Consider the following 22,243-nt stretch of genomic DNA (forward strand, 5'->3'; position numbering starts at 1 on the left):
TTTTCCCTTACGGGTTCCACCGGACCACCGGACGAGCCCTCGACATCTCGAGGTCTCCCATGGCTATTCCCCCGATTTTCCAGCGCCTTGGGCTGCTCCTGGCGAGCACGACCCTGGCGCTGTCCGCCCAGGCGGCCGAGCTGCAGAAGATTCGCCTCGGCATCAACGACAGTCCGCAGAACGCCGCCCTGGAGCGCGCCGCCGAGGTGGCGCGGGACAGGGGCGTGGCGGTGGAGATCGTCGCCTTCAGCGACTGGAACACGCCGAATCTGGCGCTCGCCCATGGCGACATCGACGTCAACTACTTTCAGCATCAACCCTTCCTGGAAAATGCCAATGCCCAGAACGGCTACGGCCTGGTGCCCATCGCCTACGGGGTGGAAAACAAGGTCGGCCTCTATTCCAAACGCGTGAAAAGCTTTGCCGAGGTGCCGGACGGCGCCACCGTGGCGGTGGCCGACGATCCGGTCAACCAGGGGCGCGGGCTGCACCTCTATGCCCGCGCCGGCCTGATCCAGCTCCGGCCCGACGCCGGACCCAAGGCCAGCCTGCAGGACATCGTCGCCAATCCCAAGCAACTGAAGTTCATCGAGCTGCCCGGGCCGCAACTGGCGCGGGTGCTGGACGATGTGACCCTGGCGCAGAGCTATCCTTCGCACATCCTCGCGGCCGGCACGACGGATCCCAACAGCGCGCTGCTGTTCAGCGACGACGAGGCCAGCGGCCACCTCTATGCCCTGAGATTCGTGACCAAGCCGGAAAAGGCGGATGACCCGGCGATCCGTACCTTCATCCAGGTGTTCCAGAACGATCCGCGGGTGCGCGAGGCCATCGCCCAGGCCTATGGCAATCCGCAGCTCTACAGCCTGGCCTGGCTGAATCGGCAGGAGGCCGCCCGATGAGCACTGCCCTGCGTAAACCCGCCGCGGCGGCGCAGCCGCCCCTCGAGCCCCAAGCCGCCTCCGCGCGCGAGCATCTGCGCCTAAGCGGGGTGCAGAAGGTCTATACCGGCGGCGCGCTGCCGGTGACCGCCCTGGCGGACATCGACCTCAGCATCGCGCGTGGCGAGATCTTCGGCATCATCGGCCGCAGTGGCGCTGGCAAGTCCAGCCTGATCCGCACCCTCAACCGTTTGGAGGATGTCAGCGCCGGCCAGGTGCTGGTCGACGGCGTCGACATCGGCACCCTGCAGGGCGACCGGCTGGTAGCGCTGCGGCGGCGCATCGGCATGATCTTCCAGCACTTCAATCTGCTGGCCTCGCAGACGGTGCTGGAGAACCTGGCGCTGCCGCTCAAGGCCGCCGGTTTTCGTCGTGACGAGATCGAAGCCCGGGCCCGGGAATTGCTGGAACTGGTGGGCCTGCAGGGCAAGGAGCAGGTCTATCCCTCCCGTCTGTCCGGCGGCCAGAAGCAGCGGGTGGGCATCGCCCGTGCCCTGATGCTCAAGCCCGAGCTGCTGCTCTGCGACGAGGCTACCTCGGCGCTGGACCCGGAGACCACCCAGTCGATCCTGGCGCTGTTGCAGGACATCAATCGCCGCCTGGGGTTGACCATCGTGCTCATCACCCACGAGATGGCGGTGATTCGCCAGATCTGCGACCGGGTGGTGGTGCTGGAACACGGGCGCATCGTCGAACAGGGACCGGTGTGGCAGCTGTTCGGCGCACCCCAGGCGGAGGCCACCCGGGCGCTGCTGGCACCGTTGGCGGCTCAGCTGCCAGCGGATCTGGCCAGGCAGCTCAGTGCCACCCGGCAGTCTGGTGCCCGGGCCGTGTTGGAGCTCCACTACGACGGCCAGGGCGCGGAGCCTGACTTCCAGGCGCTGGGCCAGGCCCTCGGCGCACCGGTCGAACTGCTGCATGGCGGTATCGACCGCATCCAGGGGCATGCCCTGGGCCGCCTGCTGGTGGCGACCGCAGCACCGGAGCGACGGCTGGCCAGCTTCCTGACCCAGACCGGGTTGTTTGCCCGGGCGGAGGTGCTGGGCTATGTCTGACTTCATGCTCAAGGCGCTGTGGAAGGCCTTTCTCGATACCCTGACCATGGTCAGCGTGTCCGCGGCCATCGTCTGGTTCGCCGGCATCGCCCTGGCGGTGGTGCTGGTCACCACCGGGCGCGGCGCCATCTTCGCCGCGCCGACCCTCAACCGGGTACTGGGCACGGTGATCAACGCCTTTCGCGCCACGCCCTTCATCATCCTGCTGGTGGCCCTGATCCCGCTGACGCGGCTGATCACCGGTACCACCATCGGCGTCTGGGCGGCGGTGGTGCCCATCACCCTCAGCGCCACGCCGTTCTTCGCCCGCATCGCCGAGGTCAGCCTGCGCGAGGTCGGCGGTGGGGTGATCGAGGCGGCCCAGGCGCTGGGCTGCGAGCGGCGCCACATCGTCTTCAACGTGCTGCTGCCGGAGGCACTGCCCGGCATCATCGGCGGCTTCACCGTGACCCTGGTGGCCATGATCGGCGCCTCTGCCATGGCCGGCGCCATAGGCGCGGGCGGTCTCGGCGACCTGGCGATCCGCTACGGCTACCAGCGCTACGACACCCAGGTGATGGCCGTAGTGATCGCCATACTGGTGGTGCTGGTGTGCGGCATCCAGTTCATCGGCGATCGCTACGTGCGGCACCTGCGGGCGCGTTAACTCCTCGTTCTTTCCCCTGCGACGCCCGGAGCGGCCCTTGGTCCTCCGGGCGTCGTCGTTTTCGATATTGGACAGTCATCGGGCAAAAGCCCAGGCCAGAGCCTCTGCCTGCTGTTGCGGAGGAGACAGGGACCCAACAGCTGCCTGGGTCGAAACAGCCTGTCGATGCCAAGATTTTCTTTTAAATGATTGATTTGTAAGGATTATTTTTGTTGGTCCGGTTCTTGATTAGTCCAGGGTAGCCATCATCTCGACCGCCCTCGACGGCGGCGTCACCTGGAGGAAACAACCGTGTCCCACGTCCCCGTCAAATTCGCCTATTGGGTCCCCAACGTCAGCGGCGGCCTGGTGGTCAGCACCATCGAGCAGCGCACCCACTGGGGCATCGACTACAACCGCAAGCTGGCCCAGCTCGCCGAGCAGGCCGGTTTCGACTATGCCCTGACGCAGATCCGTTTCACCGCCGGCTACGGCGCCGAGTACCAGCATGAATCGGTGGCCTTCAGCCATGCGTTGCTGGCCGCCACCGAGCGGCTCAAGGTGATCGCCGCCATCCTGCCCGGCCCCTGGAATCCGGCGCTGGCGGCCAAGCAGCTGGCGACCATCGACCAGCTCACCAATGGCCGGGTCGCCATCAACCTGGTGTCCGGCTGGTTCAAGGGCGAATTCCACGGCATCGGCGAGCCCTGGCTCGACCACGACGAGCGCTACCGGCGCTCCGAGGAATTCATCCGCGCCCTCAAGGGCATCTGGACCCAGGACAGCTTCAGCTTCGCCGGCGACTTCTATCGCTTCCGTAACTACACCCTCAAACCCAAGCCGCTGCAGCAGCCGCACCCGGAGATCTTCCAGGGTGGCAGCTCCCGCGCCGCACGGGACATGGCGGCGCGGGTCTCCGACTGGTACTTCACCAACGGCAACACCCCCGAGGGTATCCGCGCCCAGGTCGAGGACCTGCGCGCCAAGGCCGCGGCGAACGGTCATTCGATCAAGGTCGGCGTCAATGCCTTCGTCATCGCCCGGGACACCGAGGCCGAGGCCCGCGCGGTGCTCGACGAGATCATCGCCAAGGCCAACCCGGAGGCGGTCCAGGCTTTCGGTCATGAGGCGCGCAATGCCGGCGCGGCCAGTCCGGAAGGCGAGGGCAACTGGGCCAAGTCCAGCTTCGAAGACCTGGTGCAGTACAACGACGGCTTCAAGACCAACCTGATCGGCACCCCCGAGCAGATCGCCGAGCGCATCGTCGCCCTCAAGGCGGTGGGCGTGGACCTGGTGCTGGCGGGTTTCCTGCACTTCCAGGAAGAGGTGGAGTACTTCGGCCGGCGGGTGCTGCCGCTGGTGCGCGAACTCGAAGCCCGGGCCGCGGCCCAGGCGGCGGCCTAGACCATGGGCGCGAGCCTGGCCACGCGTCCGGTCCTTCTGGAGGTCAGCGACTTGGCGCTGGCCTTCGGCGGGGTCACGGCCTTCGCCGAGGTCGGCTTCCAGGTTCGCGAAGGCGAGATCTGCGCCCTGATCGGGCCCAATGGCGCCGGCAAGAGTTCGTTGCTCAACGTGATCAACGGCCTCTACCGACCGCAGCGGGGTAGCGTGCGGCTGGCCGGATCAAGCCGCGCGCTGCGTCGCCCGCAGGCCGCGGCCCACGCCGGAGTGGCGCGCACCTTCCAGAATCTGGCGCTGTTCAAGGGCATGAGCGTGCTCGACAACGTGCTCACCGGGCGCGGCCGCCATCGGCGGGCCTCCTGGCTGGAGCAAGCCCTGCGCCTGGGCCGCGCCCCGGCCGAAGAGCGGGCGCAACGGGCAGTGGCCGAGCGGGCACTGGATTTCCTGCAACTGGGGGCCTGGCGCGACACTGCCGTGGGCAGCCTGCCCTATGGCCTGCAGAAGCGCGTGGAGCTGGCCCGGGCGCTGGCGGCCGAGCCGCGGCTGTTGCTGCTGGACGAACCCATGGCCGGGATGAACGCCAAGGAGAAGCGCGAGCTGAGCGGCTACATCCAGGCCATCAACCGCGAGCACGGGGTCACCGTGGTGCTGATCGAGCACGACATCCAGGTGGTGATGCAGCTGGCGGATCACGTGGTGGTGCTGGACTACGGTCGCCTCATCGCCGACGGCGCACCCGCCGTGGTGCGCCGGGATCCGGCGGTTATCGCCGCCTATCTCGGGACCCGTCACTAGAAGTTGTTGACGATCTGCTGCGCGTCGGCCAACCGGCGTTGGAAAGACCTTCGGAATGCTCATTTACCACTCGTAAACTCCGCTTCCTCAGGCCTTTCCGCCTTGTTTGGCTCTAGCTCGCGAGATCGTAAACAGCTTCTAAGGACATTGGACGCCTCAGGGAGAAAACCATGGCGTTTTTCTTGGAAGTCTTGCTCGGCGGCCTGCTCGCCGGGGTGATGTATGCCCTGGTGGCCCTGGGCTTCGTGCTCATCTACCGGGCCTCGGGCGTGTTCAACTTCGCCCAGGGCGCCATGCTGCTGTTCGCCGCCCTGACCTACGTCAGCTTGGTGGAGCGCGGGCTGCCCGGCTGGCTGGCGCTGCTCAGCACCCTGGGCGTCATGGTGCTGCTGGCGGTGGCGGTGGAGCGCACGGTGCTGCGGCCGCTGGTGAATCGCTCGCCGCTGGTGCTGTTCATGGCCACCCTGGGCCTGGCCTATTTCCTCGAGGGCGCCGCCCAGGCGTTGTGGGGCGCCCAGGTGCATGGTCTGGACCTGGGTATCGAGGATACCCCGCTGGAGGTGGGCGATCTCTTGCTGTCGACCTTCGACCTGTTCGCCGCGGCGGTGGCGGCGGTGCTGGTGATCGGACTGTCGCTGCTGTTCGAGCGCACCCGCTTGGGCATCTCCCTGCGCGCCGTGGCCGACGATCCCTTGGCGGCCCAGGCAGTGGGCATTCGTCTGCCGCGCATCTGGGTGCTGGTGTGGGCGGTGGCCGGTTGCGTCGGCCTGGTGGCGGGCCTGCTCTGGGGCGCGCGGCTGGGAGTGCAGTTCTCGCTGTCGCTGATCGTACTCAAGGCGCTGCCGGTGCTGATCATCGGCGGCTTCTCCTCGGTCACCGGGGCCATCGTCGGCGGCCTGCTGATCGGTGCCAGCGAAAAACTCGCCGAGGTTTATCTCGGCCCCCTCATCGGCGGCGGCCTGGAGAACTGGTTTCCCTATGCCTTCGCCCTGGTATTCCTGCTGATTCGACCGGTCGGCCTGTTCGGCGAACCCACGGTCGAGCGCGTCTAGAGGACTTCCCATGACCACCTCCCTCGACGCCCTGACGGCGCGTCCGCTGTCCCCCCGTGCCCCTGCGCTGCGACCCGCTCGCCTGGCGCTGGTCGCGCTCCTGGCCTTGGCCTGCGGTGTGGTGCCCTGGGTCGGCACCGACTACCTGTTCAATGCCCTGCTGATTCCCTTTCTGGTGCTGGCCTTGGCCGGGCTGGGGCTCAATCTGCTCACCGGCTATGCCGGCCAGCTGTCGCTGGGCTCGGCCGCCTTCATGGCGGTGGGCGCCTTCGCCACCTACAACCTGCAGGTGCGCCTGGGCTGGCCCCTGCCGCTGTGCCTGTTCGCCGGTGGCTTGCTGGCAGCCCTGGTGTCGCTGCTGTTCGGCCTGCCCAGCCTGAGGATTCGCGGCTTCTACCTGATCGTCTCCAGCCTGGCCGCGCAGTTTTCTATCCTCTGGGCCCTGACCCGCTTCGACTGGTTTTCCCATGGCAGTGCCTCGGGGGTGATCAGCGCGCCGCCGCTGGTGTTGCTGGGCCAGGACTTCAGCGGGCCGCTGGGGCGCTATCTGGCCACCCTGGTGGTGGTGCTGGCGCTGTTCGCCTTCGCGGCGCGACTGGTGCACGGCGAACTCGGCCGGACCTGGATGGCGGTCCGTGACCGCGAGACGGCCGCCGCGGTGATGGGCCTGTCAGTGGTCCGGGCCAAGCTGCTGGCCTTCGCCCTGAGTGGCTTCTACCTGGGCATCGCCGGTGCGCTCTGGGCCTTCACCTACCTGGGCACCGTCGAGCCCCATGGCTTCGACCTGAGTCGCTCTTTCCAGATCCTCTTCATCGTCATCCTCGGTGGACTCGGCAGCCTGGCCGGCAGCCTCTATGGGGCCGCCTTCATGGTGCTGTTTCCGCTGCTGCTCTCCAACCTGGCCGGCTGGCTACCCGCTGACCTCATCGCCGCCGGCCAGCTGGAGAACCTGCAGAAGATGGCCTTCGGCGCCCTGATCATCCTGGTGCTGATCAAGGAACCCGAGGGCCTGACCCGCCTGGCCACCCGCGGCTGGCAACGCCTGTGCCGCCGCTGACATCCCGTTTGCCGGCGAGAAGGCTCGCCGGTCTCACACCTTCACAAGGCACACCCCCAACAAGGAAAGTCCCCATGTGCAAACGTCATCTGCTCGGCAGCCTCGTCCTGGCCCTGGGCCTCACCACCCTCGGTCCGGTCCAGGCCGCCGGCGAGCAATACTTCCCGCTGCAGAGCTATCGCGTCGGCCCCTATGCCGCCGGTGGCACCGGCTTCTTCGGTGGCTTCATCGACTATATGAAATACGTCAACGCCAACGGCGGGGTGAATGGCGTCAAGCTGGTGTGGAGCGAATGCGAGACCGAATACATCGTCGAGAAGGGCGTGGAGTGCTATGAGCGCCTGAAGAATGGGCGGAACGGCGCGCCCGCGGCCGCCACCAATCCGCTGTCGGTGGGCATCGCCTACGCCACCCTGGAAAGGTCCACCGCCGACCGGCTGCCGCTGATCACCATCAACCATGGCCGTACCGATTCCACTGACGGCAGCGTCTTTCCCTATGTCTTCCCGCTGCAGCTCAATCCCTATTCGGAGGTCTCGGCCATCCTCAACTGGATCGCCCTGCAGGGCGGCGGGGTCGATAGCCTCAAGGGCAAGAAGATCGTCACCCTCTACCATGGCTCGCCCTACGGCAAGGAAACCAACGAGGTGCTGCAGCAGCTGGCGGATCGCTACGGCTTCGCGCTGACCCTGCTGGAGGTACCGCATCCGGGCAACGAGCAGCAATCCCAGTGGCTCAACATCCGCCGCATCAAGCCCGATTGGGTGATCCTGCGCGGCTGGGGGGTGATGAATCCGGTGGCGATCAAGACCGCGCAGAAAGTTGGTTATCCGGTCGACCACATCATCGGCAACATCTGGAGCAACTCCGAGGAGGACGTCCGCCCGGCCGGGGCGGCGGCCAAGGGCTTCCTGGCCATCACCACCCACCCCTCGGGCACCGACTTCCCGGTGCTGCAGGGCATCGCGCGCGACGTGGTGGCCAAGGGGCAGAGTGACCTCGCCGATCCCAAGCGCTTCGGCACCGTCTACTACAACCTCGGCGTGGTCAACGGCATCCTCAACGTCGAGGCGCTGCGCCTGGCCCAGGCCAAGTACGGTGACAAACCCCTCAGCGGCGAGCAGGTGCGCTGGGGTTTCGAGCACCTGAACCTGGACGATGCCCGCCTGCAGGCCCTGGGCGCCAAGGGCTTGGTGCAGCCGCTCAAGCTCTCCTGCGCCGACCACGAAGGCGGCGGCGCCATCCGCATCCAACAGTGGGATGGCGAGAAATGGCAGCTGGTGAGCGACTGGGTGCAGGCCGATCGCGCCTTCCTGCGGCCGATCATCGAAGCCTCGGCCAGGCAGTACGCCAAGGAAAAGGGCATCACGCCGCGTGACTGCAGCAAGGAGGGCTGAGGCATGACGACCACCCCCTTACTGGCGGTCGAGGCCATCGAAGTCCGTTACGACGGCGCCATCCTGGCCGTCGATGGCGTTAGTCTGCAGGTCGGCCAGGGGCAGGTCGTGGCCTTGCTGGGCGCCAATGGAGCCGGCAAGAGCACCACGCTCAAGGCCCTCTCGGGGCTGCTCGGCGCTGCCCGCGGTAGCCTGGTCCGCGGTGCCATCCGCTATGAAGGGCGGGACCTCGCGGGCCAGTCGGCCGATGCCCGGGTCCGCGCCGGCCTGGCCCAGGTGCTGGAGGGCCGCCACTGCTTCGGGCGGCTCAGCGTGGAAGAGAATCTGCTCAGCGGTGGCTTCGTTCGCCGCCTTGGGCGCGCCGCGCAGCGGGAGGAGCTGGAGCGTATCTATGCCTGGTTTCCGCGCCTGGCTGGCAAGCGCCGACAGCTGGCGGGCCTGACCTCCGGTGGCGAGCAGCAGATGATCGCCCTGGGTCGCGCCCTCATGGCGCGGCCTCGCCTGCTGCTGCTGGACGAACCCTCCATGGGCCTGGCGCCGCTACTGGTGGAGGAGATCTTCGCCAGCGTCGCCCGGCTCAATCGGGAGGAGGGCCTGAGTGTGCTGATGGCCGAGCAGAACAGTGCCATCGCCCTGGACTATGCCCATCAGGCCTTCGTGCTGGAAAGCGGGCGGGTGGTGCAGTCCGGCGTGCCCGGTACGGGCCTGACGCGCGAGGCGGTGCAGGCGGCCTACCTGGGGGTGGGCTAAGCTCCCGTGACGACCAGGGAGCCCACGCCATGAACAAGACCTCCTACAACGCCGTCGCCGATACCTTTCGCCAGGCCCGCGTCAGCCTCAGGGACGACGAGCGTCGCTACCTGGAGGTGCTCCTGGAAAAGCTCGAGCCCGGCGCCACCCTGCTCGACCTGGGCTGTGGCACCGGCACCCCGGTCGCCGCCGCCATCCTCGCCCAGGGGCATCGCGTGCTCGGGGTCGATCAGGCGGCCGCCATGCTGGCCCATGCGCGGCGGGAATTTCCCAAGCAACGCTGGATCGAGGCGCGGTTGGAAACCTACGCCTGCGCCGAACCCTACCAGGGCGCACTGCTGTGGGATTCGCTGTTTCATCTGGAGCGCCGCTGGCACGCGACCCTCCTGGCGCGGGTGATCGCCGGGTTGCCACGGGGTGGCCGCCTGATGCTGACGGCCGGCGGCTCGGCGAACGAGGCCTTCGTCGATACCATGTTCAACCAGCCATTCTTCTATGACTCCCACCCGCCGGAGGAGCTGCGCGCCCTGCTCATGGCGCAGGGCGTGCGCATCCTCATCGACGAACTCATGGACCTGCCCGACGGGGGGCGGAACCGGGGGCGCTGCGCCTTCGTCGTGGAAAAGCTCTAACGCTCCAAGAGAACGAGGCGTCGATCAGTCCTTCCAGCCCGGCTGGTAGAGGGTGCCATGGGCCTGGTCCAGGGCAGCGCGGACCTTGGGCGAGTGCTGGTAGACATCGATCAGCTTGGCCAGGCGTGGATCGTCCTTGTTGTCCGGGCGAGCGACGAACTGGATGACGTACTCGGGGTGGTCGAGGCCATCGAACAGCAGGGCCTGGTTGGGATCGATGGTCTTGGCCAGGCGCAGATAGTGGGGATAGCCCTGGGCCACGTCGACGTCGTCCAGGGAGCGGGCCAGCTGGACGGCTTCCAGCTCGACGATCTGGATATCGCGGGGATTGCCGGTGATGTCCGCCAGGGTGGCGTGGTAGCCGACGCCGGGCTTCAAGGTGATGAAGCCGGCCTTCTCCAGCAGCAACAGGCCACGGCCGCCATTGATGGCATCGTTGGCGATGGCCACCCGCGCCCCCTTGGGCACCTCGGCCAGGGTCCGGTATTTCTTCGAATAGAGCCCGACGTTGTTGATGATCCCCGGCGCCACCGCCACCAGGTCATAGCCGGCGGTGCGCTTGGCGTTCTCCAGAAAGGGGATGTGCTGGTAGTAGTTGGCGTCGATGTCGTGGTTGGCGAGACTGGTGTTGGGGGCGATCCAGTCGCTGAATTCGACGATCTCCACGTCCACGCCGGCAGCCTTGGCCTCCTGCACCGCCACTTCCAGGGGTGGGGCGAAGGCGGCGGTGGTACCGATCTTGAGGGGGGCAGCCAGGGCTGCGGTGCTGAAGAAGCCGAGGGCGAACAGCAGAGGTTTGAGGCGGGTCATGGGGCGTTCTTGAAGGGTCAGTCCTGGCGGAAACGACTGCCGAAGTGGCGGCTGTCGAGGTGGTCACCGCGGCCGAACAGCTTGTGCCTGAAGCTGCCCTCGGCGTAGGCGGTCTTGTAGCGTCCCCGGCTCTGCAACTCCGGGATCACCAGATCGATGAAGTCGCCGTAGCACTCCGGGGTAACGGTGCGGGCGAGGTTGAAGCCGTCCAGCCCGGTTTCGTCGATCCAGCCGAGCAGGGCATCGGCCACCTGCCTGGGATCGCCGACCAGGGCGGTGTAGCGGCCACCCAGGGCGTGCTGCTCCAGGAGCTTGCGGCGGGTCCAGCCGGCGTCCTTGGCCACCAGGCGCTTGAGCGCCGATTCGATGGCCTCGGTCCGTTGCGGGCGGATGGGTTCGTCGAGGCCATAGGTGGCCAGGTCGATGCCCACCGAGGCTGAGTGGTGGGCCACGCCGGCCTCGGCGCTGGCATAGCTCAGGTATTCGGCGTGCTTGTCGCGGGCCTCGGCGGCGGTGGGGGCGACGATCACCGTGAGGCCCATGAACAGCTTGACGTCATCCGCGCGCCGGCCGGCGGCCACTGCCGCGCCACGGACGCGCTCGACCTGGGCGCGGGTGGCGGCCTGGTCCTGCCCGGAGATGAACACGCACTCGGCGTGGCGCCCGGCAAAGGCCAGGCCGCGATCCGAGGAGCCGGCCTGGAACAGCACCGGGGTGCGCTGCCGCGAGGGCTCGCAGAGGTGATAGCCCTCGACGTCGAAGAATTCGCCATGGTGTTCGACCTTGCGCACCCGCTCTGGGCGCGCATAGATCCGCTGGGCACGGTCACGGACCACCGCATCGTCTGCCCAGCTGCCTTCGAGCAGCTTGTAGAGCACTTCCAGGTATTCATCGGCCTGGTCGTAGCGGCGGTCGTGGGCGATCTGCCGGTCCAGGCCCATGGCGCGGGCGGCGCTGTCCAGGTAGCCGGTGACGATGTTCCAGCCGACGCGGCCTTCGCTCAGGTGATCCAGGGTCGAAAGACGGCGGGCGAAGGGGTAGGGCGGCTCATAGGTGAGGTTGGCGGTCAGGCCAAAGCCCAGGTGCCGGGTGCTGGCGGCCATGGCCGAGACCAGCAGGAAGGGGTCATTGACCGGCAACTGGATGGACTCGCGCAGGGTCAGGTCGACGTTGCCGCCATAGACGTCGTAGACACCGAGGATGTCGGCGATGAACAGGCCGTCGAACAACCCGCGCTCCAGCAGCTGGGCCAACTCGGTCCAGTAGCCCAGGGTGTGGTAGCGACTGGAGGCGTCCCGTGGATGGGTCCAGAGGCCATGATTGATGTGGCCCACGGTGTTCATGTTGAAGGCGTTGAGCAGCACCTGCTTGGCGGGGGCGGTCATGGGGCGGGCGCCCCTGCAGGGAGAAAGGTCCGGAGCACAGCCATGGGATCCTCGGGGTAAAGGCGAAAGGAGAGATCCGGTGGTCCGGTGGTTATACGTTAGCTTCAAGATATGCCGGGCTTTAAATAGCCTTTCGGAATAACGTTAGGGCGGTCGCGGCAGGACGCTCGCCTCTAACCAAATTCCAAATCGGTATTAATCTGACCTTTGCTTATTCCTTATCGTGGCCGGCATCCACTCGCCGTCCACTGAGGAATTCATGGCCGCTATCCGCCTTTCGTTCCGCTCAGGCTTCCGCTGGGGGCTGCTCGCCCTGGGTCTGCTGAGCCTCGCCTACGCCGCCCAGGCCGATACCACCCTGCGCATCGGCTACCAGAAATCCTCCACCCTGCTGGTGCTGCTCAAGGAGCAGGGCACCCTGGAGCGGGATCTGGCGGCCAGGGGCATCACCGTCAGCTGGCATGAGTTCTCCAGCGGCCTGCCGCTGCTGGAATCCCTCAACGTGGGCAATGTGGATCTCTCCGCCGACGTCGCCGACACCGTGCCGGTGTTTGCCCAGGCGGCGGGTGCCAAGCTCACCTATTTCGCTCGGGAGACGCCATCGCCCCAGGCCCAGGCCATCCTGGTCCCGGAGGGCTCGCCGCTGCAGAGCCTCGCCGATCTCAAAGGCAAGCGCATCGCCGTGACCAAGGCCGCCGGTAGCCACTACCTGCTGATCGCCGCCCTGCAGAAGGCCGGCCTGACCTTTGCCGACATCCAGCCGGCCTATCTCACCCCAGCGGACGGTCGTGCCGCCCTGGAGAACGGCAAGGTGGATGCCTGGGTGACCTGGGAGCCCTTCGTCGCCAGCGCCCAGCGTCAGCAGCAGGTACGCATCCTTGCCTCGGGCGAGGGCCTGGCCAGCTACCAGCGCTACTACCTGGCCGCCAGCCCCTATGCCCAGGCCCATCCCGAGGTGCTGGCCCTGGTGTTCGGCCAATTGCAGCGCACCGGCCAGTGGGTGAAGCAACACCCCGCCGAGGCGGCACGCCTCCTCGGTCCGCAGTGGGGCCGCCTGGACGAGGCCACCGTGCAGCTGGCCAACAGCCGCCGCACCTATGACGTCCAGCCGGTCAGTCACGCCGCCCTCGGCGAGCAGCAGCGCATCGCCGATGCCTTCCACGCCGCCAGGTTGCTGCCCACCGCGGTGGACGCCAGCGCCGTGGCGCTCTGGACCCCGACGTCACCGTGAACCCTCCGAGCTGATCAGGCTTTCACTCAGGACAAGGCCCAGCAACGCCGGGCCTTGTGCCTTGCCCCGCTAAGCCAAGCTGCTCCGGTCGGAAACGCCTATTTGAACCACGCCTCCTGGCGCCCACCACCGGGTGCCGGACGCGAGCGCTCGCGCGTCTGGCAGGGCTTCATCGACGCCGTACCTATTCGGTCAGGGCCTACCAGGTCGAGTACCTCTTGCTCGCTTTATCCTGTTGGTATAACGTAATTACAAAGTACCAATGATGGTTTGACAGCCGTGTGTTCTCTAGTTGGGTTTCATGGGGGCCATGGCTGCGCTGTTCAAAGTCGTCGCCACTATTGTCTTTCGTTATAATAAAAAACACATGGAGTTCGTTCATGATCGAAGTCATCAACCCCGCCACCGGGGCCGCCATCGCGACCTACTACACCCACACGCCGGCCCAGGTCGAAGCGCGCCTGGCCCAGGCCGCCGCGGCGCAGCGGTCATGGGCGGAGCGTCCTCTCACCGAGCGCTGCGCGGCTCTGGTACGCCTGGCCGCCATCTTGCGCGCCGGTCGCGATACCTATGCGCGGCTCATCGTCAACGAGATGGGCAAGCCGTTGGTGGAAGCCGAGGCGGAGATCGAGAAATCCGCGCTGACCTGCGAGTTCTACGCCGAGCGGGCGCCTGGCTTTCTCGCCGATACCCCGGTGGTCAGCGCCGCCGCCGACAGCCGGGTGGTCTACGATCCGCTGGGTGTGGTGCTCGCGGTGATGCCCTGGAACTATCCGTTCTGGCAGTTCGTCCGCTTCGCCGCACCGGCGCTGGCCGCCGGCAATGGCGCCATTCTCAAGCACGCCAGCAACGTGCCGGGCTGCGCCCTGGCGCTCGAGCAGGCGTTCGCCGAGGCTGGCCTGCCCACCGGCCTGGTGGCGACCCTGCTGATCGGCGCGCGTGACGTGGCCGGCGTGCTGGCCGATCCGCGTATCGCTGCCGTCACCCTGACCGGCTCCACCGCGGTCGGCCAGCAGGTGGCCAGCCAGGCCGGCGCGCTAATGAAGAAGCAGGTGCTGGAACTGGGCGGCTCGGACCCCTTCATCGTACTGGCCGATGCCGACGTGGCTCTGGCGGCGCAGACGGCGGTCAAGGCGCGCTTCGGCAACGCTGGTCAGAGCTGCATTTCCGCCAAGCGCTTCATCGTCGCCGAGGCAGTGGCCGATGCCTTCACCGAGGCCTTCGCCACCGCTGCCGCCAGCCTGCGGCTGGGCGATCCGCTGGAGCGTGCCACCCAGATCGGTCCGCTGGCCCGCGCCGGTCTGCGCGAGGATCTGCAGCGCCAGGTGACGCTCAGTCTCGCCGAAGGCGCGCGCCTGGTACTGGGCGGTACGCCCCTTCCAGGGCCGGGCTTCTTCTATCCGCCCACCGTGCTCGACCAGGTGACCCCGGAGATGACCGTGGCCCGCGAGGAGACCTTCGGGCCGGTGGCCGCGATCATCCGAATCGCCGACGAAGACGAGGCGATCCGCGTCGCCAACGCCAGCGAATTCGGCCTGGGCGCCGCCCTCTGGACCCGTGACCTGGCGAAAGCCCAGCGGCTCGCCCGGCGCCTCGAGGCCGGCGCAGTGTTCATCAATGCCCTGGTGGCCTCGGATCCACGGGTGCCCTTCGGCGGCATCAAGCAGTCCGGCTATGGCCGGGAGCTGGGCGAGTGGGGCATCCGCGAATTCACCAACGTCAAGACCGTCTGGCAAGGCGCCCAGTCCTGACCCAAGAAGACTTTAATGATCAAGACCGATTCCGCTGCCTGGCTGCTCAAACCCGAGGCCATCGCCAAGCACGACCGCGGCGGTGGCGCTGCTACCACGCCGCTGGTGACCGCCGGTCTGGGGGCGCGCACCTTCATCAACGGCTACACCGAATTCCAGGGTGGGGCGCAGATTCCCTTCCATTTCCACAATTGCGAAGAGAGCGTGATGCTGGTGGAGGGGCGGGCGATCTTCGACATCGACGGCCAGGAATTCGCCCTCGCACCCCAGGACGTCACCTATATCCCCGCCGGGGTGCCCCATCGCTTTCGCAATGCCTCGGCGACCGAGCCCATGAAGATCCTCTGGATCTACGGCTCGGCTGACGCCACCCGCACCCTGGTGGAAACGGGCGAGACGCGCCCGATCGCCGCCGAACACCGTACCCAGTCCTAGGAGATAGTCATGCCGGAAATCATCGTTCACGCCGTAAAGGGTCGTAGCGCCGAACAGAAGAAGTTGCTGATGAAGCACATCACCGAGGCGGTGGTGGATAGCTTCGGGGTGGCTGCCGACCGTGTCATCGTGCAGATCGTCGAGGCCGAGCCGGAAGACAAGGCGCGCGGCGGAGTGCCCTACAGCGAACGCTGAAACGGGCGCTGGCAAGCGTTCGCCAGGCACGAACGCTGCGTTGGCCAAAGGTCAATTTTCGCTGGGCAGCGGGTTGCCTAAGGTGGCGCAAGCGGGTCGGACGGTTGCCTTGGCGCGGACGTCGGACCCTTCCAGTCGGTGCCAGGAGAGCCCTATGTACGCCTATGTCGGCAGCCGAACCACCCGCGCCCGCCAGGCCCGCGGGGAGGGGATCAGCGTTTACCGGGTCACGCCCCAGGGCGCGCTGGACCTCGTCCAGGTGGTCGGCGACCTGATCAATCCGTCCTACCTGACCCTCAATCGGGCGGGTGACCGTCTCTATACGGTGCATGGCGACGAGCAGGCCGTCAGCGCCTTCGCGGTCGACCGGCAGAGCGGTTGCCTGACCCTGCTCAACCAGCAAGCCAGTGGCGGTCGCAATCCCGTGCACCTGGCGCTGGCGCCGGACGATCGCCACCTGGTGGTGAGCAATCATCTCGGTCGCAGTCTCGCTGTCCTGCCGGTGGCGGCGGATGGACGGCTGGAGCCACTGGTCCAGCTGCTGGAGCTGCAAGGCAAACCCGGGCCGCATCGCCAGGAACAACCCCATGCCAAGCCCCACTGCAATCCCTTCGACCCCAGTGGCCGCTTCGTGCTGGTGCCGGACAAGGGACTGGACCGGATCTTCAGCTTCGCCTTTCACGACGGACGCCTGGTGCCGGTGGCCGAGGTGGCGACCCGCGAGGGCGCGGGGCCACGGCACCTGGTCTGCCATCCGCACCTGCCGCGGGCCTATGTGGTCAACGAGCTGGATTCGACCCTCACCAGCTATGCCTTCGATGCCCGCTCCGGTGTTCTCGAACCCCTGGCCATCCACTCGACGCTGCCAGCCAGCTTCACCGGCAACAGCCGGGCGGCGGCCATCGAACTGGATCGCAGCGGGCGTCTGCTCTACACCTCCAATCGCGGCCACGACAGCCTGATGGTCTTCGCGCTGGATCCCCAGAGCGGGCTGCCGACGCCGCTCGGCAGCCTGGCGAGCGGTGGCTGCACGCCCCGCGCCTTCGCTCTGGCGCCGGATGGCCGCCAGTTGTTCGCCCTCAACGAAGACAGCGACAGCATCGTCACCTTCCTGGTCGACGAGACCCGGGGAATCCTCGAACCCACCGGCACGGCGGTGCGCTGCGGCAGCCCGGTGTGCCTGGTCTTCAGCCGCTGAAGATCGCCGCCGCATCCTACAACAACAAGATCGGCCGCCTCGTCGCGGCCCTGTGAGGCCATCATGAACACCACCCCCGTGAGCCGGGAGCAGGCCATCATCCGCAAGGTGACCTGGCGCATCATCCCCTTCGTCTTCCTGCTCTACATCGTCTCCTACCTGGATCGGGCCAACATCGGCTACGCGGCGTTGCAGATGAACGCCGAGCTGGCGCTGTCCAGCGAAGTCTTCGGCTTCGTCTCGGGTATCTTCTTCATCGGCTACTTCCTGTTCGAGGTGCCGAGCAACCTCTTGCTCGAACGCTTTGGCGCGCGGGTATGGATCGCGCGCATCCTGGTCACCTGGGGGGTGATCGCCGCGGCCACGGCCTTCGCCCAGACCGCCATGCACCTCTATGTCCTGCGCTTCCTGCTAGGTGTCGCGGAGGCGGGTTTCTTTCCCGGCATCATCGTCTACCTGACCTACTGGTTTCGCTCCCGCGAACTGGCCACCACGGTGGCACTCTTCACCGCGGCGATCCCGGTGCCCTACATCATCGGTGCGCCGCTCTCGACCTGGATCATGGACAACGTGCACTGGCTGGGCTGGAGTGGCTGGCGCTGGATGCTGTTCCTGGAAGGTATCCCGGCGGTGTTCCTCGGCGTGCTGTGCTATTTCTACCTCACCGATCGGCCCGAACAGGCGCGCTGGCTGACGACCGAGGAAAAGGCCTGGCTGCTGGCCGAGCTGGAGCGTGATCGCCAGGCGCGCAAGGACGTCAAGCATTTCGGCGCGCTCAAGGCCATGAGCAATCCCAAGGTGCTCTATCTGGCCTTCATCTACTTCGTCTACCAGTGCGGCAGCCTGGGCGTGGGTTATTGGATGCCGCAGATCATCAAGGGCTTCTCCTCCGCGCTGAGCCACACCCAGATCGGCTTGATCGCCACCATCCCCTACATCGTCGCCACCCTGGTGATGATCGCCTGGTCGCGGCGTTCGGATCGCCATGGCGAACGGCGTCTGCATTCGGCCATTCCGCTGGCGGTCGCGGCGGTGGCGCTGGTGGGTGCCGGCCTGGTGCACGATCCTTACCTGGCGATCGGCTTAATCAGCCTGGCGCTGGCCGGCCTGTACAGCTTCAAGTCGCCGTTCTGGGCGCTGCCGACACTGTTTCTCAGCCGCTCCACGGCCGCGGTATCCATCGCCGTGATCAATTCCATTGGCAACCTGGGCGGCTTTGTCGGACCCTTCATGATCGGCATGGTGAAGGGCAATACCCAGAGCGCCTCGGCGGGCCTGCTGTTTCTCAGTGCGCTGCTGGCGATCGCCTTCATCATGACCCTGCTGATCCGTCTCGACCGTGGCGACGACGATACCCGCGCCGCCGCGGTCACCACCTGACCTCCAAGGAGTTCTCCCATGACCCCCAGCTCAGCGGTACTCGCGGACCTCGCCCCCCAGGGCGCATTGCGGACGGCGATCAACTACGGCAATCCGGTGCTGGCGCAGCGCGGCGCCGATGGCCAGCCGGCCGGGGTCTCCGCGGCCCTGGCCCACGCCCTGGCCGAGCGCCTGGGCGTGCCCGTGCAGTTCAGCACCTACGACGCCGCCGGCAAGGTCTTCGCCGCCCTCGAAGACGAGGCCTGGGACCTGGCCTTCTTGGCCATCGAACCGGTGCGGGCGGCGCAGATCGACTTCAGCCATCCCTACGTCATCATCGAGGGCACCTATCTGCTGCAGGACGCCGATCCCGCCCAGGGCGTGGCCGAGCTGGATCGGGCCGACCGCCGCATCGCCGTGGGGCAGGGCGCCGCCTACGACCTCTACCTGAGCCGCACCCTGACCCAGGCCGAACTGGTGCGGGCGCCGACCTCGGCGGCGGCGGTGGACTGGTTCGTCGATCAGGGCCTGGACGCCGCCGCCGGCGTGCGCCAACCGCTTGAGGCCTATGCCCGGGCTCACGCCGGCTATCGGGTGCTGGCCGACAGCTTTACCGAAATCCGTCAGGCCATGGCCGTGCCCAAGGGGCGCAGCGCCGGCGCGGCCTTCGTCCGGGATTTTCTCGACGAGCAGATCCGCAATGGCTTCGTCGCCCGCGAACTGGCCGCCAGCGGTCAGTCCGAGGCACGGGTCGGGCCCGCATTGAACGCCTGACATCGGCTGGACCTGGCTGCGGGCACGTACCCGTAGCCAGGTCCAGCGGTCGCCGCACCGTCTCAGCCGGCGCTAGGGCGATTCCCTGGTCACCGGCTCGACCGAGCGTGCGCACCAGCGCCGATAGAGCGGTTCGGCCACCGCCATCACCACCACCAGCCGCAGGATCTGCATGGCGGTGACGGTGCCTACGCCCAGCCCCAGGGCCTCGGCCGTCAGGTACATCTCGGTGGTGCTACCCGGCGTCATGCCCAGGCCCAGGGTGGTGAAGGGCAGGGCGAACACCTGGGCCAGCAACCAGGCGATCAGGAAGGTGGCGACCAGGCAGAGCAGGGTGTAGAGGGTTGCCAGCAGCAGAAAGCGCGGCGAGCGGCGAAAGAAGGCGCGGTCGAAGTGACACCCCAGGGTGACGCCGATGAGCACCTGGGCCAGGTGGCTCAGCGTCGGCGGCAGGCTGGTGACCAGGCCGCTGGAGGCGGTGACCAGGCAGCACAGCGCCAGGGGGCCGAACATCCAGGGGTTGGGCCAGCCGCGACGCTTCCAGGCCAGGGCCGCCACCAGGCCGGCCGCCAGCAGCGGGGCCAGCCAGCGCCAGTCCGGCGGCGGTGGGACATGGGCGGCCTGGGCGATACCGGGGACGCCCCAGAGCATGGCCGGCGGCACCACCAGCACGATGATCACCAGCCGCAGGGTATGGGCGGCGGCGACCTTGGGTGCATCGGCGCCGTGGCGTTCGGCCAGATTGATCATCTCGGCGAAGTTGGCTGGCATGAAGGCGAAGAAGGCGGTCTTGGGTTCCGTGCCCAGGCGTTGCACGACGGTGATGCCGACAAGTGCGAGTACCAGGGTGGCGATGGCCGCCAAGGCCATCAGCGGCAGGTGCCTGACGACCTCGGTCAGTATCGCCGGGGTGAAGTGCAGGCCGATGGCCGTGGCGATCAGCCATTGCCCGGCGGGGCGACCGTGGGGAATGGCGGTGATGCGCCAGCCGAGGCAGCGACAGAGGGTCACCGCGATCAAGGCGCCGGTGATCCAGGGCAACGGCCAGTGCACCAGGCTGGCGAGCCAGCCGCCGAGCAGGCCGACGAAGGGAGTGGGCCACCAGGGGCCAGGGGCGAAGCGGGAGGTCGACATGGCGTGGTACAGGATCCGGTTGCAGGGTTCAGGGACGCAGATGACCGACAAAAGCCTTGGCCACCGGTGACAGCGCACTATAGCGTCGCACCACCACGACGATGGCGCGGCTGGCCCAGGCTTCGTCCAGCTCCAGGGCCACCAGTTTCATCGGCTTGAGATAAGGCCGCACGATGGACTCGGGCAGCACGCACAGGCCCAGGCGAATCGCCGCCAGCCGGCACATGGCCTCGAAGCTGCTGATGCGCACGCGTTGACGGATGCCGCGCTGGAGCAGCGCCGCCTGGCGCGAGAGCAGGGCGTTCATCGAGCTTTCCACGTGAGGGCCGATGAATTCGTGATCCAGGGTCTCGGCGAAGCTTACCCGGTCACGTCCGGCCAGAGGATGATCCGCAGCGGCAATCACCACCAGTCGCTCGCGGCGATAGGCGAAGGTCTCCAGGTCTAGGGCGGCGGTATCGGCCGCGACGATGCCCACATCCGCCCGGCCTTCCGCCACCGCCTGGACGATGCTGCTGCCCACACGCTCCTCGATGTCGAAATCCACCCGCGGATAAAGGCTCATGAAGCTGGCAAGATCGGGGGTCAGATGATTGGTCAGCGCCGAGGTGATGGCTTGCAGGCGGATATGGCCGGTGGCGCCGCTGCCGTGCTCGTTGAGTTCCAATTGCATGAGGCGCAGATCGCCATGCACCCGCTCGACGTAATGCAGCATGGTCTCGCCGGCGGGGGTGAGCCCCATGCCGCGGGCGTGGCGGATGAACAACGGCACCCCGACCTGGTCTTCCAGCTCGCTGATTCTCTTGCTCACGGCGGAGACCGCCAGATGGCAGAGCCGCGCGGCGCGGGTGACGTTACGCTCCTGGGCCACCACCCGAAAGACGTTCAGGCTGACCAGATCGTAGCGGGGCGCAGAGCCGCTCATGGGCGATCCTCGCAAGGGGTCAGGGGGCGACGGCCAGGGCCCGTTCGAAGAAGTCCGGCGTGCCGAAGTTGCCGGATTTGAGCGCCAGGGCGATGTCCCCCCGGGCGCCGCTGCCCAGGGTCCAGGGTACGCCCGGGGCGATGGGCGCACCGATGCGCAGGCTGGCGATCGCCAGGGCCTTGACCACCGCCCCCGAGGTTTCGCCGCCGGCCACCACCAGCCGCGTCACGCCACGCGTGTGCAGGCCCTGGGCGATGCGGGCCAGGGCGTCTTCCACCAACTGGCCGGCGCGCTCCACGCCCAGCTGTGCCTGGGCCTTGCGCACCTCTTCGGGGTCGGCACTGCCATAGATGAGCACCGGCCCGGTAGCCAGGCGCGCTTCGGCCCAGGCGAGCGCGGCACCGACCTGATCGTCGCCCGTGGCCAGGGCCAGCGGATCGAGGCGGAAGCCAGGGCGGTGCTCTAGCCAGAGGGCCACCTGGCCGCGGGTCGCGGTGGAACAGCTGCCCGACAGCACGGCAGCCAGACCGGGTGCAGCGGGCAGGGCTGATGCTTCGGCATGGGCGGCCAGCAGGCCGCGGCGGCGGAAGTTGGCCGGCAGCCCCAGGGCCACGCCGGAACCCCCGGTGACCAGTGGATGATCCGCCACGGCTGCACCTATGGCGTGCAGGTCGGCGTTGTCGATGGCGTCGACGATGGCATGGCGAACGCCCTGCGCCTGGAGGTCGGCCAGGGCCGTGGCCAGGGCTGCGCTGCCCTGACGCACCTGGGGCAGGCGTACCAGGCCGACGGGATGGGGTGTTTGTGCCTGTAGTACCCGCACCAGGTTGCTGTCGGTCATGGGGGTCAGCGGATGGTGGCGCATGCCCGACTCGGCCAGGGGCTGGTCGCCGACGAACAGCTGGCCGAGGTAGAGCGTCCGGCCGTTTTCGGGAAAAGCGGGGCAGGCGATACTCAACGTGGCGCCCAGGGCACCGGCCAGGGCATCGGCGACCGGTCCGATGTTGCCGGCCGCGGTGGAATCGAAGGTAGAGCAATACTTGAAGAAGAATTGACGGCACCCCAGCGCGCGCAGATAGGCCAGAGCCGCCAGAGACTCGGCGACCGCTTCGGCGGCAGGCAGGGTACGGGTCTTGAGGGCGACCACCACGGCGTCGACGTCGCTGGGCAGGGGACCGTCCGGCACGCCCAGTACCTGAACGGTGCGCATGCCCTGGGCCACCAGGGTGCTGGCGAGGTCGGTACCGCCGGTGAAGTCGTCGGCGATGCAGCCCAGGAGCGGCGTGGCCATGGAGATTCTCCTTGTTCTTGTCAGGGGGCTCTGGGGCGCGCACGCCCCGG

Annotated in this window: 22 protein-coding genes; 17 read left to right on the plus strand and 5 right to left on the minus strand. The window is 67.5% G+C overall.

The genetic code is table 11. The annotated features are described in order from the left end of the window. The first annotated feature begins 59 nt into the window (after nt 1-59). The 10 genes from C722_RS0106015 to C722_RS0106060 all read left to right on the plus strand — a co-directional run bounded on the left by C722_RS0106015 (nt 60) and on the right by C722_RS0106060 (nt 9,705). Nucleotides 60-902: a MetQ/NlpA family ABC transporter substrate-binding protein gene (locus C722_RS0106015; RefSeq protein ID WP_017639638.1), complete on the plus strand. Its 843-nt coding sequence runs from the start codon at nt 60-62 to the stop codon at nt 900-902. Further along, nucleotides 899-1,996, plus strand: coding sequence for a methionine ABC transporter ATP-binding protein (locus C722_RS0106020; protein ID WP_017639639.1), 1,098 nt, complete (start codon nt 899-901; stop codon nt 1,994-1,996). Before C722_RS0106015 ends, C722_RS0106020 begins: the two co-directional genes overlap by 4 nt. After that, nucleotides 1,989-2,642 carry a methionine ABC transporter permease gene (locus C722_RS0106025; RefSeq protein WP_017639640.1) on the plus strand — a complete coding sequence of 218 codons (654 nt, stop codon included), beginning with the start codon at nt 1,989-1,991 and terminating at the stop codon, nt 2,640-2,642. The genes C722_RS0106020 and C722_RS0106025 overlap by 8 nt, the downstream gene beginning before the upstream one ends. 291 nt (nt 2,643-2,933) lie before the next feature. After that, nucleotides 2,934-4,025 (plus strand): dimethylsulfone monooxygenase SfnG, encoded by a 1,092-nt coding sequence (gene sfnG / locus C722_RS0106030; RefSeq protein WP_017639641.1) that lies wholly within the window; start codon nt 2,934-2,936, stop codon nt 4,023-4,025. Between the two features lie 3 nt (nt 4,026-4,028). Beyond that, nucleotides 4,029-4,817: an ABC transporter ATP-binding protein gene (locus tag C722_RS0106035; protein WP_017639642.1), complete on the plus strand. Its 789-nt coding sequence runs from the start codon at nt 4,029-4,031 to the stop codon at nt 4,815-4,817. Nucleotides 4,818-4,987: 170 nt separating this feature from the next. Next, nucleotides 4,988-5,869, plus strand: a complete 882-nt coding sequence (locus C722_RS0106040; protein WP_017639643.1) for a branched-chain amino acid ABC transporter permease — start codon at nt 4,988-4,990, stop codon at nt 5,867-5,869. Nucleotides 5,870-5,879: 10 nt separating this feature from the next. Continuing rightward, nucleotides 5,880-6,926, plus strand: a complete 1,047-nt coding sequence (locus C722_RS0106045; RefSeq protein WP_017639644.1) for a branched-chain amino acid ABC transporter permease — start codon at nt 5,880-5,882, stop codon at nt 6,924-6,926. A gap of 74 nt (nt 6,927-7,000) precedes the next feature. Beyond that, complete coding sequence (locus C722_RS0106050) at nt 7,001-8,323, plus strand: ABC transporter substrate-binding protein (protein WP_017639645.1); 1,323 nt, start codon at nt 7,001-7,003, stop codon at nt 8,321-8,323. A gap of 3 nt (nt 8,324-8,326) precedes the next feature. Then, nucleotides 8,327-9,073, plus strand: a complete 747-nt coding sequence (locus tag C722_RS0106055) for an ABC transporter ATP-binding protein (protein WP_017639646.1) — start codon at nt 8,327-8,329, stop codon at nt 9,071-9,073. A 29-nt stretch (nt 9,074-9,102) separates the two neighbouring features. Next, on the plus strand, nt 9,103-9,705 hold the full coding sequence (locus C722_RS0106060) for a trans-aconitate 2-methyltransferase (RefSeq protein WP_017639647.1): 603 nt from the start codon (nt 9,103-9,105) through the stop codon (nt 9,703-9,705). Nucleotides 9,706-9,729: 24 nt separating this feature from the next. Here C722_RS0106060 and C722_RS0106065 read toward each other — a convergent pair whose 3' ends face one another. Together C722_RS0106065 and C722_RS0106070 are read right to left on the minus strand one after the other, a co-directional pair. Next, the gene (locus tag C722_RS0106065) at nt 9,730-10,515 is read right to left on the minus strand and encodes a MetQ/NlpA family ABC transporter substrate-binding protein (RefSeq protein WP_017639648.1); all 786 of its coding nucleotides are present in this window, start codon (nt 10,513-10,515) and stop codon (nt 9,730-9,732) included. Nucleotides 10,516-10,532: 17 nt separating this feature from the next. Continuing rightward, on the minus strand, nt 10,533-11,900 hold the full coding sequence (locus tag C722_RS0106070) for an LLM class flavin-dependent oxidoreductase (protein WP_017639649.1): 1,368 nt from the start codon (nt 11,898-11,900) through the stop codon (nt 10,533-10,535). A gap of 268 nt (nt 11,901-12,168) precedes the next feature. Here C722_RS0106070 and C722_RS0106075 point away from each other — a divergent pair, with 268 nt between their 5' ends. The 7 genes from C722_RS0106075 to C722_RS0106105 all read left to right on the plus strand — a co-directional run bounded on the left by C722_RS0106075 (nt 12,169) and on the right by C722_RS0106105 (nt 18,843). Next, nucleotides 12,169-13,131: an aliphatic sulfonate ABC transporter substrate-binding protein gene (locus tag C722_RS0106075; RefSeq protein ID WP_371099770.1), complete on the plus strand. Its 963-nt coding sequence runs from the start codon at nt 12,169-12,171 to the stop codon at nt 13,129-13,131. A 380-nt stretch (nt 13,132-13,511) separates the two neighbouring features. Next, entirely contained in the window at nt 13,512-14,882 is a 1,371-nt protein-coding gene (locus C722_RS0106080; protein ID WP_017639651.1) for an NAD-dependent succinate-semialdehyde dehydrogenase, read from the plus strand. Between the two features lie 15 nt (nt 14,883-14,897). Further along, nucleotides 14,898-15,317 carry a cupin domain-containing protein gene (locus tag C722_RS0106085; protein WP_017639652.1) on the plus strand — a complete coding sequence of 140 codons (420 nt, stop codon included), beginning with the start codon at nt 14,898-14,900 and terminating at the stop codon, nt 15,315-15,317. Between the two features lie 9 nt (nt 15,318-15,326). Then, nucleotides 15,327-15,512 carry a tautomerase family protein gene (locus tag C722_RS0106090; protein ID WP_017639653.1) on the plus strand — a complete coding sequence of 62 codons (186 nt, stop codon included), beginning with the start codon at nt 15,327-15,329 and terminating at the stop codon, nt 15,510-15,512. 154 nt (nt 15,513-15,666) lie between these two features. Then, nucleotides 15,667-16,710: a lactonase family protein gene (locus C722_RS0106095; RefSeq protein ID WP_017639654.1), complete on the plus strand. Its 1,044-nt coding sequence runs from the start codon at nt 15,667-15,669 to the stop codon at nt 16,708-16,710. A 63-nt stretch (nt 16,711-16,773) separates the two neighbouring features. After that, nucleotides 16,774-18,090, plus strand: coding sequence for an MFS transporter (locus C722_RS0106100; RefSeq protein ID WP_017639655.1), 1,317 nt, complete (start codon nt 16,774-16,776; stop codon nt 18,088-18,090). An 18-nt stretch (nt 18,091-18,108) separates the two neighbouring features. Further along, on the plus strand, nt 18,109-18,843 hold the full coding sequence (locus C722_RS0106105) for a transporter substrate-binding domain-containing protein (protein WP_017639656.1): 735 nt from the start codon (nt 18,109-18,111) through the stop codon (nt 18,841-18,843). Between the two features lie 72 nt (nt 18,844-18,915). Here C722_RS0106105 and C722_RS0106110 read toward each other — a convergent pair whose 3' ends face one another. From C722_RS0106110 to otnK, 3 genes are read right to left on the minus strand one after another with little or no spacing between them, the layout of a single operon-like run. Beyond that, on the minus strand, nt 18,916-19,977 hold the full coding sequence (locus tag C722_RS0106110; RefSeq protein WP_017639657.1) for an AbrB family transcriptional regulator: 1,062 nt from the start codon (nt 19,975-19,977) through the stop codon (nt 18,916-18,918). 28 nt (nt 19,978-20,005) lie between these two features. Then, the gene (locus tag C722_RS0106115; RefSeq protein WP_017639658.1) at nt 20,006-20,902 is read right to left on the minus strand and encodes a LysR family transcriptional regulator; all 897 of its coding nucleotides are present in this window, start codon (nt 20,900-20,902) and stop codon (nt 20,006-20,008) included. A 19-nt stretch (nt 20,903-20,921) separates the two neighbouring features. After that, nucleotides 20,922-22,193 carry a 3-oxo-tetronate kinase gene (gene otnK, locus C722_RS0106120; protein ID WP_017639659.1) on the minus strand — a complete coding sequence of 424 codons (1,272 nt, stop codon included), beginning with the start codon at nt 22,191-22,193 and terminating at the stop codon, nt 20,922-20,924. Nucleotides 22,194-22,243 lie beyond the last annotated feature (50 nt).

Origin of the sequence: Pseudomonas sp. 313, from assembly GCF_000316965.1 — a bacterium.
GTDB classification, from domain to species: domain Bacteria; phylum Pseudomonadota; class Gammaproteobacteria; order Pseudomonadales; family Pseudomonadaceae; genus Chryseomonas; species Chryseomonas benzopyrenica.

Bases quoted from the DNA above. Each gene is read 5' to 3' on its own strand.
- C722_RS0106100 (WP_017639655.1), top strand. From the start codon at position 16,774: ATGAACACCACCCCCGTGAGCCGGGAGCAGGCCATCATCCGCAAGGTG.
- C722_RS0106070 (WP_017639649.1), bottom strand. From the start codon at position 11,900: ATGACCGCCCCCGCCAAGCAGGTGCTGCTCAACGCCTTCAACATGAAC.
- C722_RS0106085 (WP_017639652.1), top strand. From the start codon at position 14,898: ATGATCAAGACCGATTCCGCTGCCTGGCTGCTCAAACCCGAGGCCATC.
- C722_RS0106065 (WP_017639648.1), bottom strand. From the start codon at position 10,515: ATGACCCGCCTCAAACCTCTGCTGTTCGCCCTCGGCTTCTTCAGCACC.
- C722_RS0106055 (WP_017639646.1), top strand. From the start codon at position 8,327: ATGACGACCACCCCCTTACTGGCGGTCGAGGCCATCGAAGTCCGTTAC.
- otnK (WP_017639659.1), bottom strand. From the start codon at position 22,193: ATGGCCACGCCGCTCCTGGGCTGCATCGCCGACGACTTCACCGGCGGT.
- C722_RS0106095 (WP_017639654.1), top strand. From the start codon at position 15,667: ATGTACGCCTATGTCGGCAGCCGAACCACCCGCGCCCGCCAGGCCCGC.
- C722_RS0106045 (WP_017639644.1), top strand. From the start codon at position 5,880: ATGACCACCTCCCTCGACGCCCTGACGGCGCGTCCGCTGTCCCCCCGT.
- C722_RS0106090 (WP_017639653.1), top strand. From the start codon at position 15,327: ATGCCGGAAATCATCGTTCACGCCGTAAAGGGTCGTAGCGCCGAACAG.
- C722_RS0106020 (WP_017639639.1), top strand. From the start codon at position 899: ATGAGCACTGCCCTGCGTAAACCCGCCGCGGCGGCGCAGCCGCCCCTC.
- C722_RS0106115 (WP_017639658.1), bottom strand. From the start codon at position 20,902: ATGAGCGGCTCTGCGCCCCGCTACGATCTGGTCAGCCTGAACGTCTTT.
- C722_RS0106025 (WP_017639640.1), top strand. From the start codon at position 1,989: ATGTCTGACTTCATGCTCAAGGCGCTGTGGAAGGCCTTTCTCGATACC.
- C722_RS0106110 (WP_017639657.1), bottom strand. From the start codon at position 19,977: ATGTCGACCTCCCGCTTCGCCCCTGGCCCCTGGTGGCCCACTCCCTTC.
- C722_RS0106035 (WP_017639642.1), top strand. From the start codon at position 4,029: ATGGGCGCGAGCCTGGCCACGCGTCCGGTCCTTCTGGAGGTCAGCGAC.
- C722_RS0106040 (WP_017639643.1), top strand. From the start codon at position 4,988: ATGGCGTTTTTCTTGGAAGTCTTGCTCGGCGGCCTGCTCGCCGGGGTG.
- C722_RS0106015 (WP_017639638.1), top strand. From the start codon at position 60: ATGGCTATTCCCCCGATTTTCCAGCGCCTTGGGCTGCTCCTGGCGAGC.
- C722_RS0106050 (WP_017639645.1), top strand. From the start codon at position 7,001: ATGTGCAAACGTCATCTGCTCGGCAGCCTCGTCCTGGCCCTGGGCCTC.
- C722_RS0106105 (WP_017639656.1), top strand. From the start codon at position 18,109: ATGACCCCCAGCTCAGCGGTACTCGCGGACCTCGCCCCCCAGGGCGCA.
- C722_RS0106080 (WP_017639651.1), top strand. From the start codon at position 13,512: ATGATCGAAGTCATCAACCCCGCCACCGGGGCCGCCATCGCGACCTAC.
- C722_RS0106060 (WP_017639647.1), top strand. From the start codon at position 9,103: ATGAACAAGACCTCCTACAACGCCGTCGCCGATACCTTTCGCCAGGCC.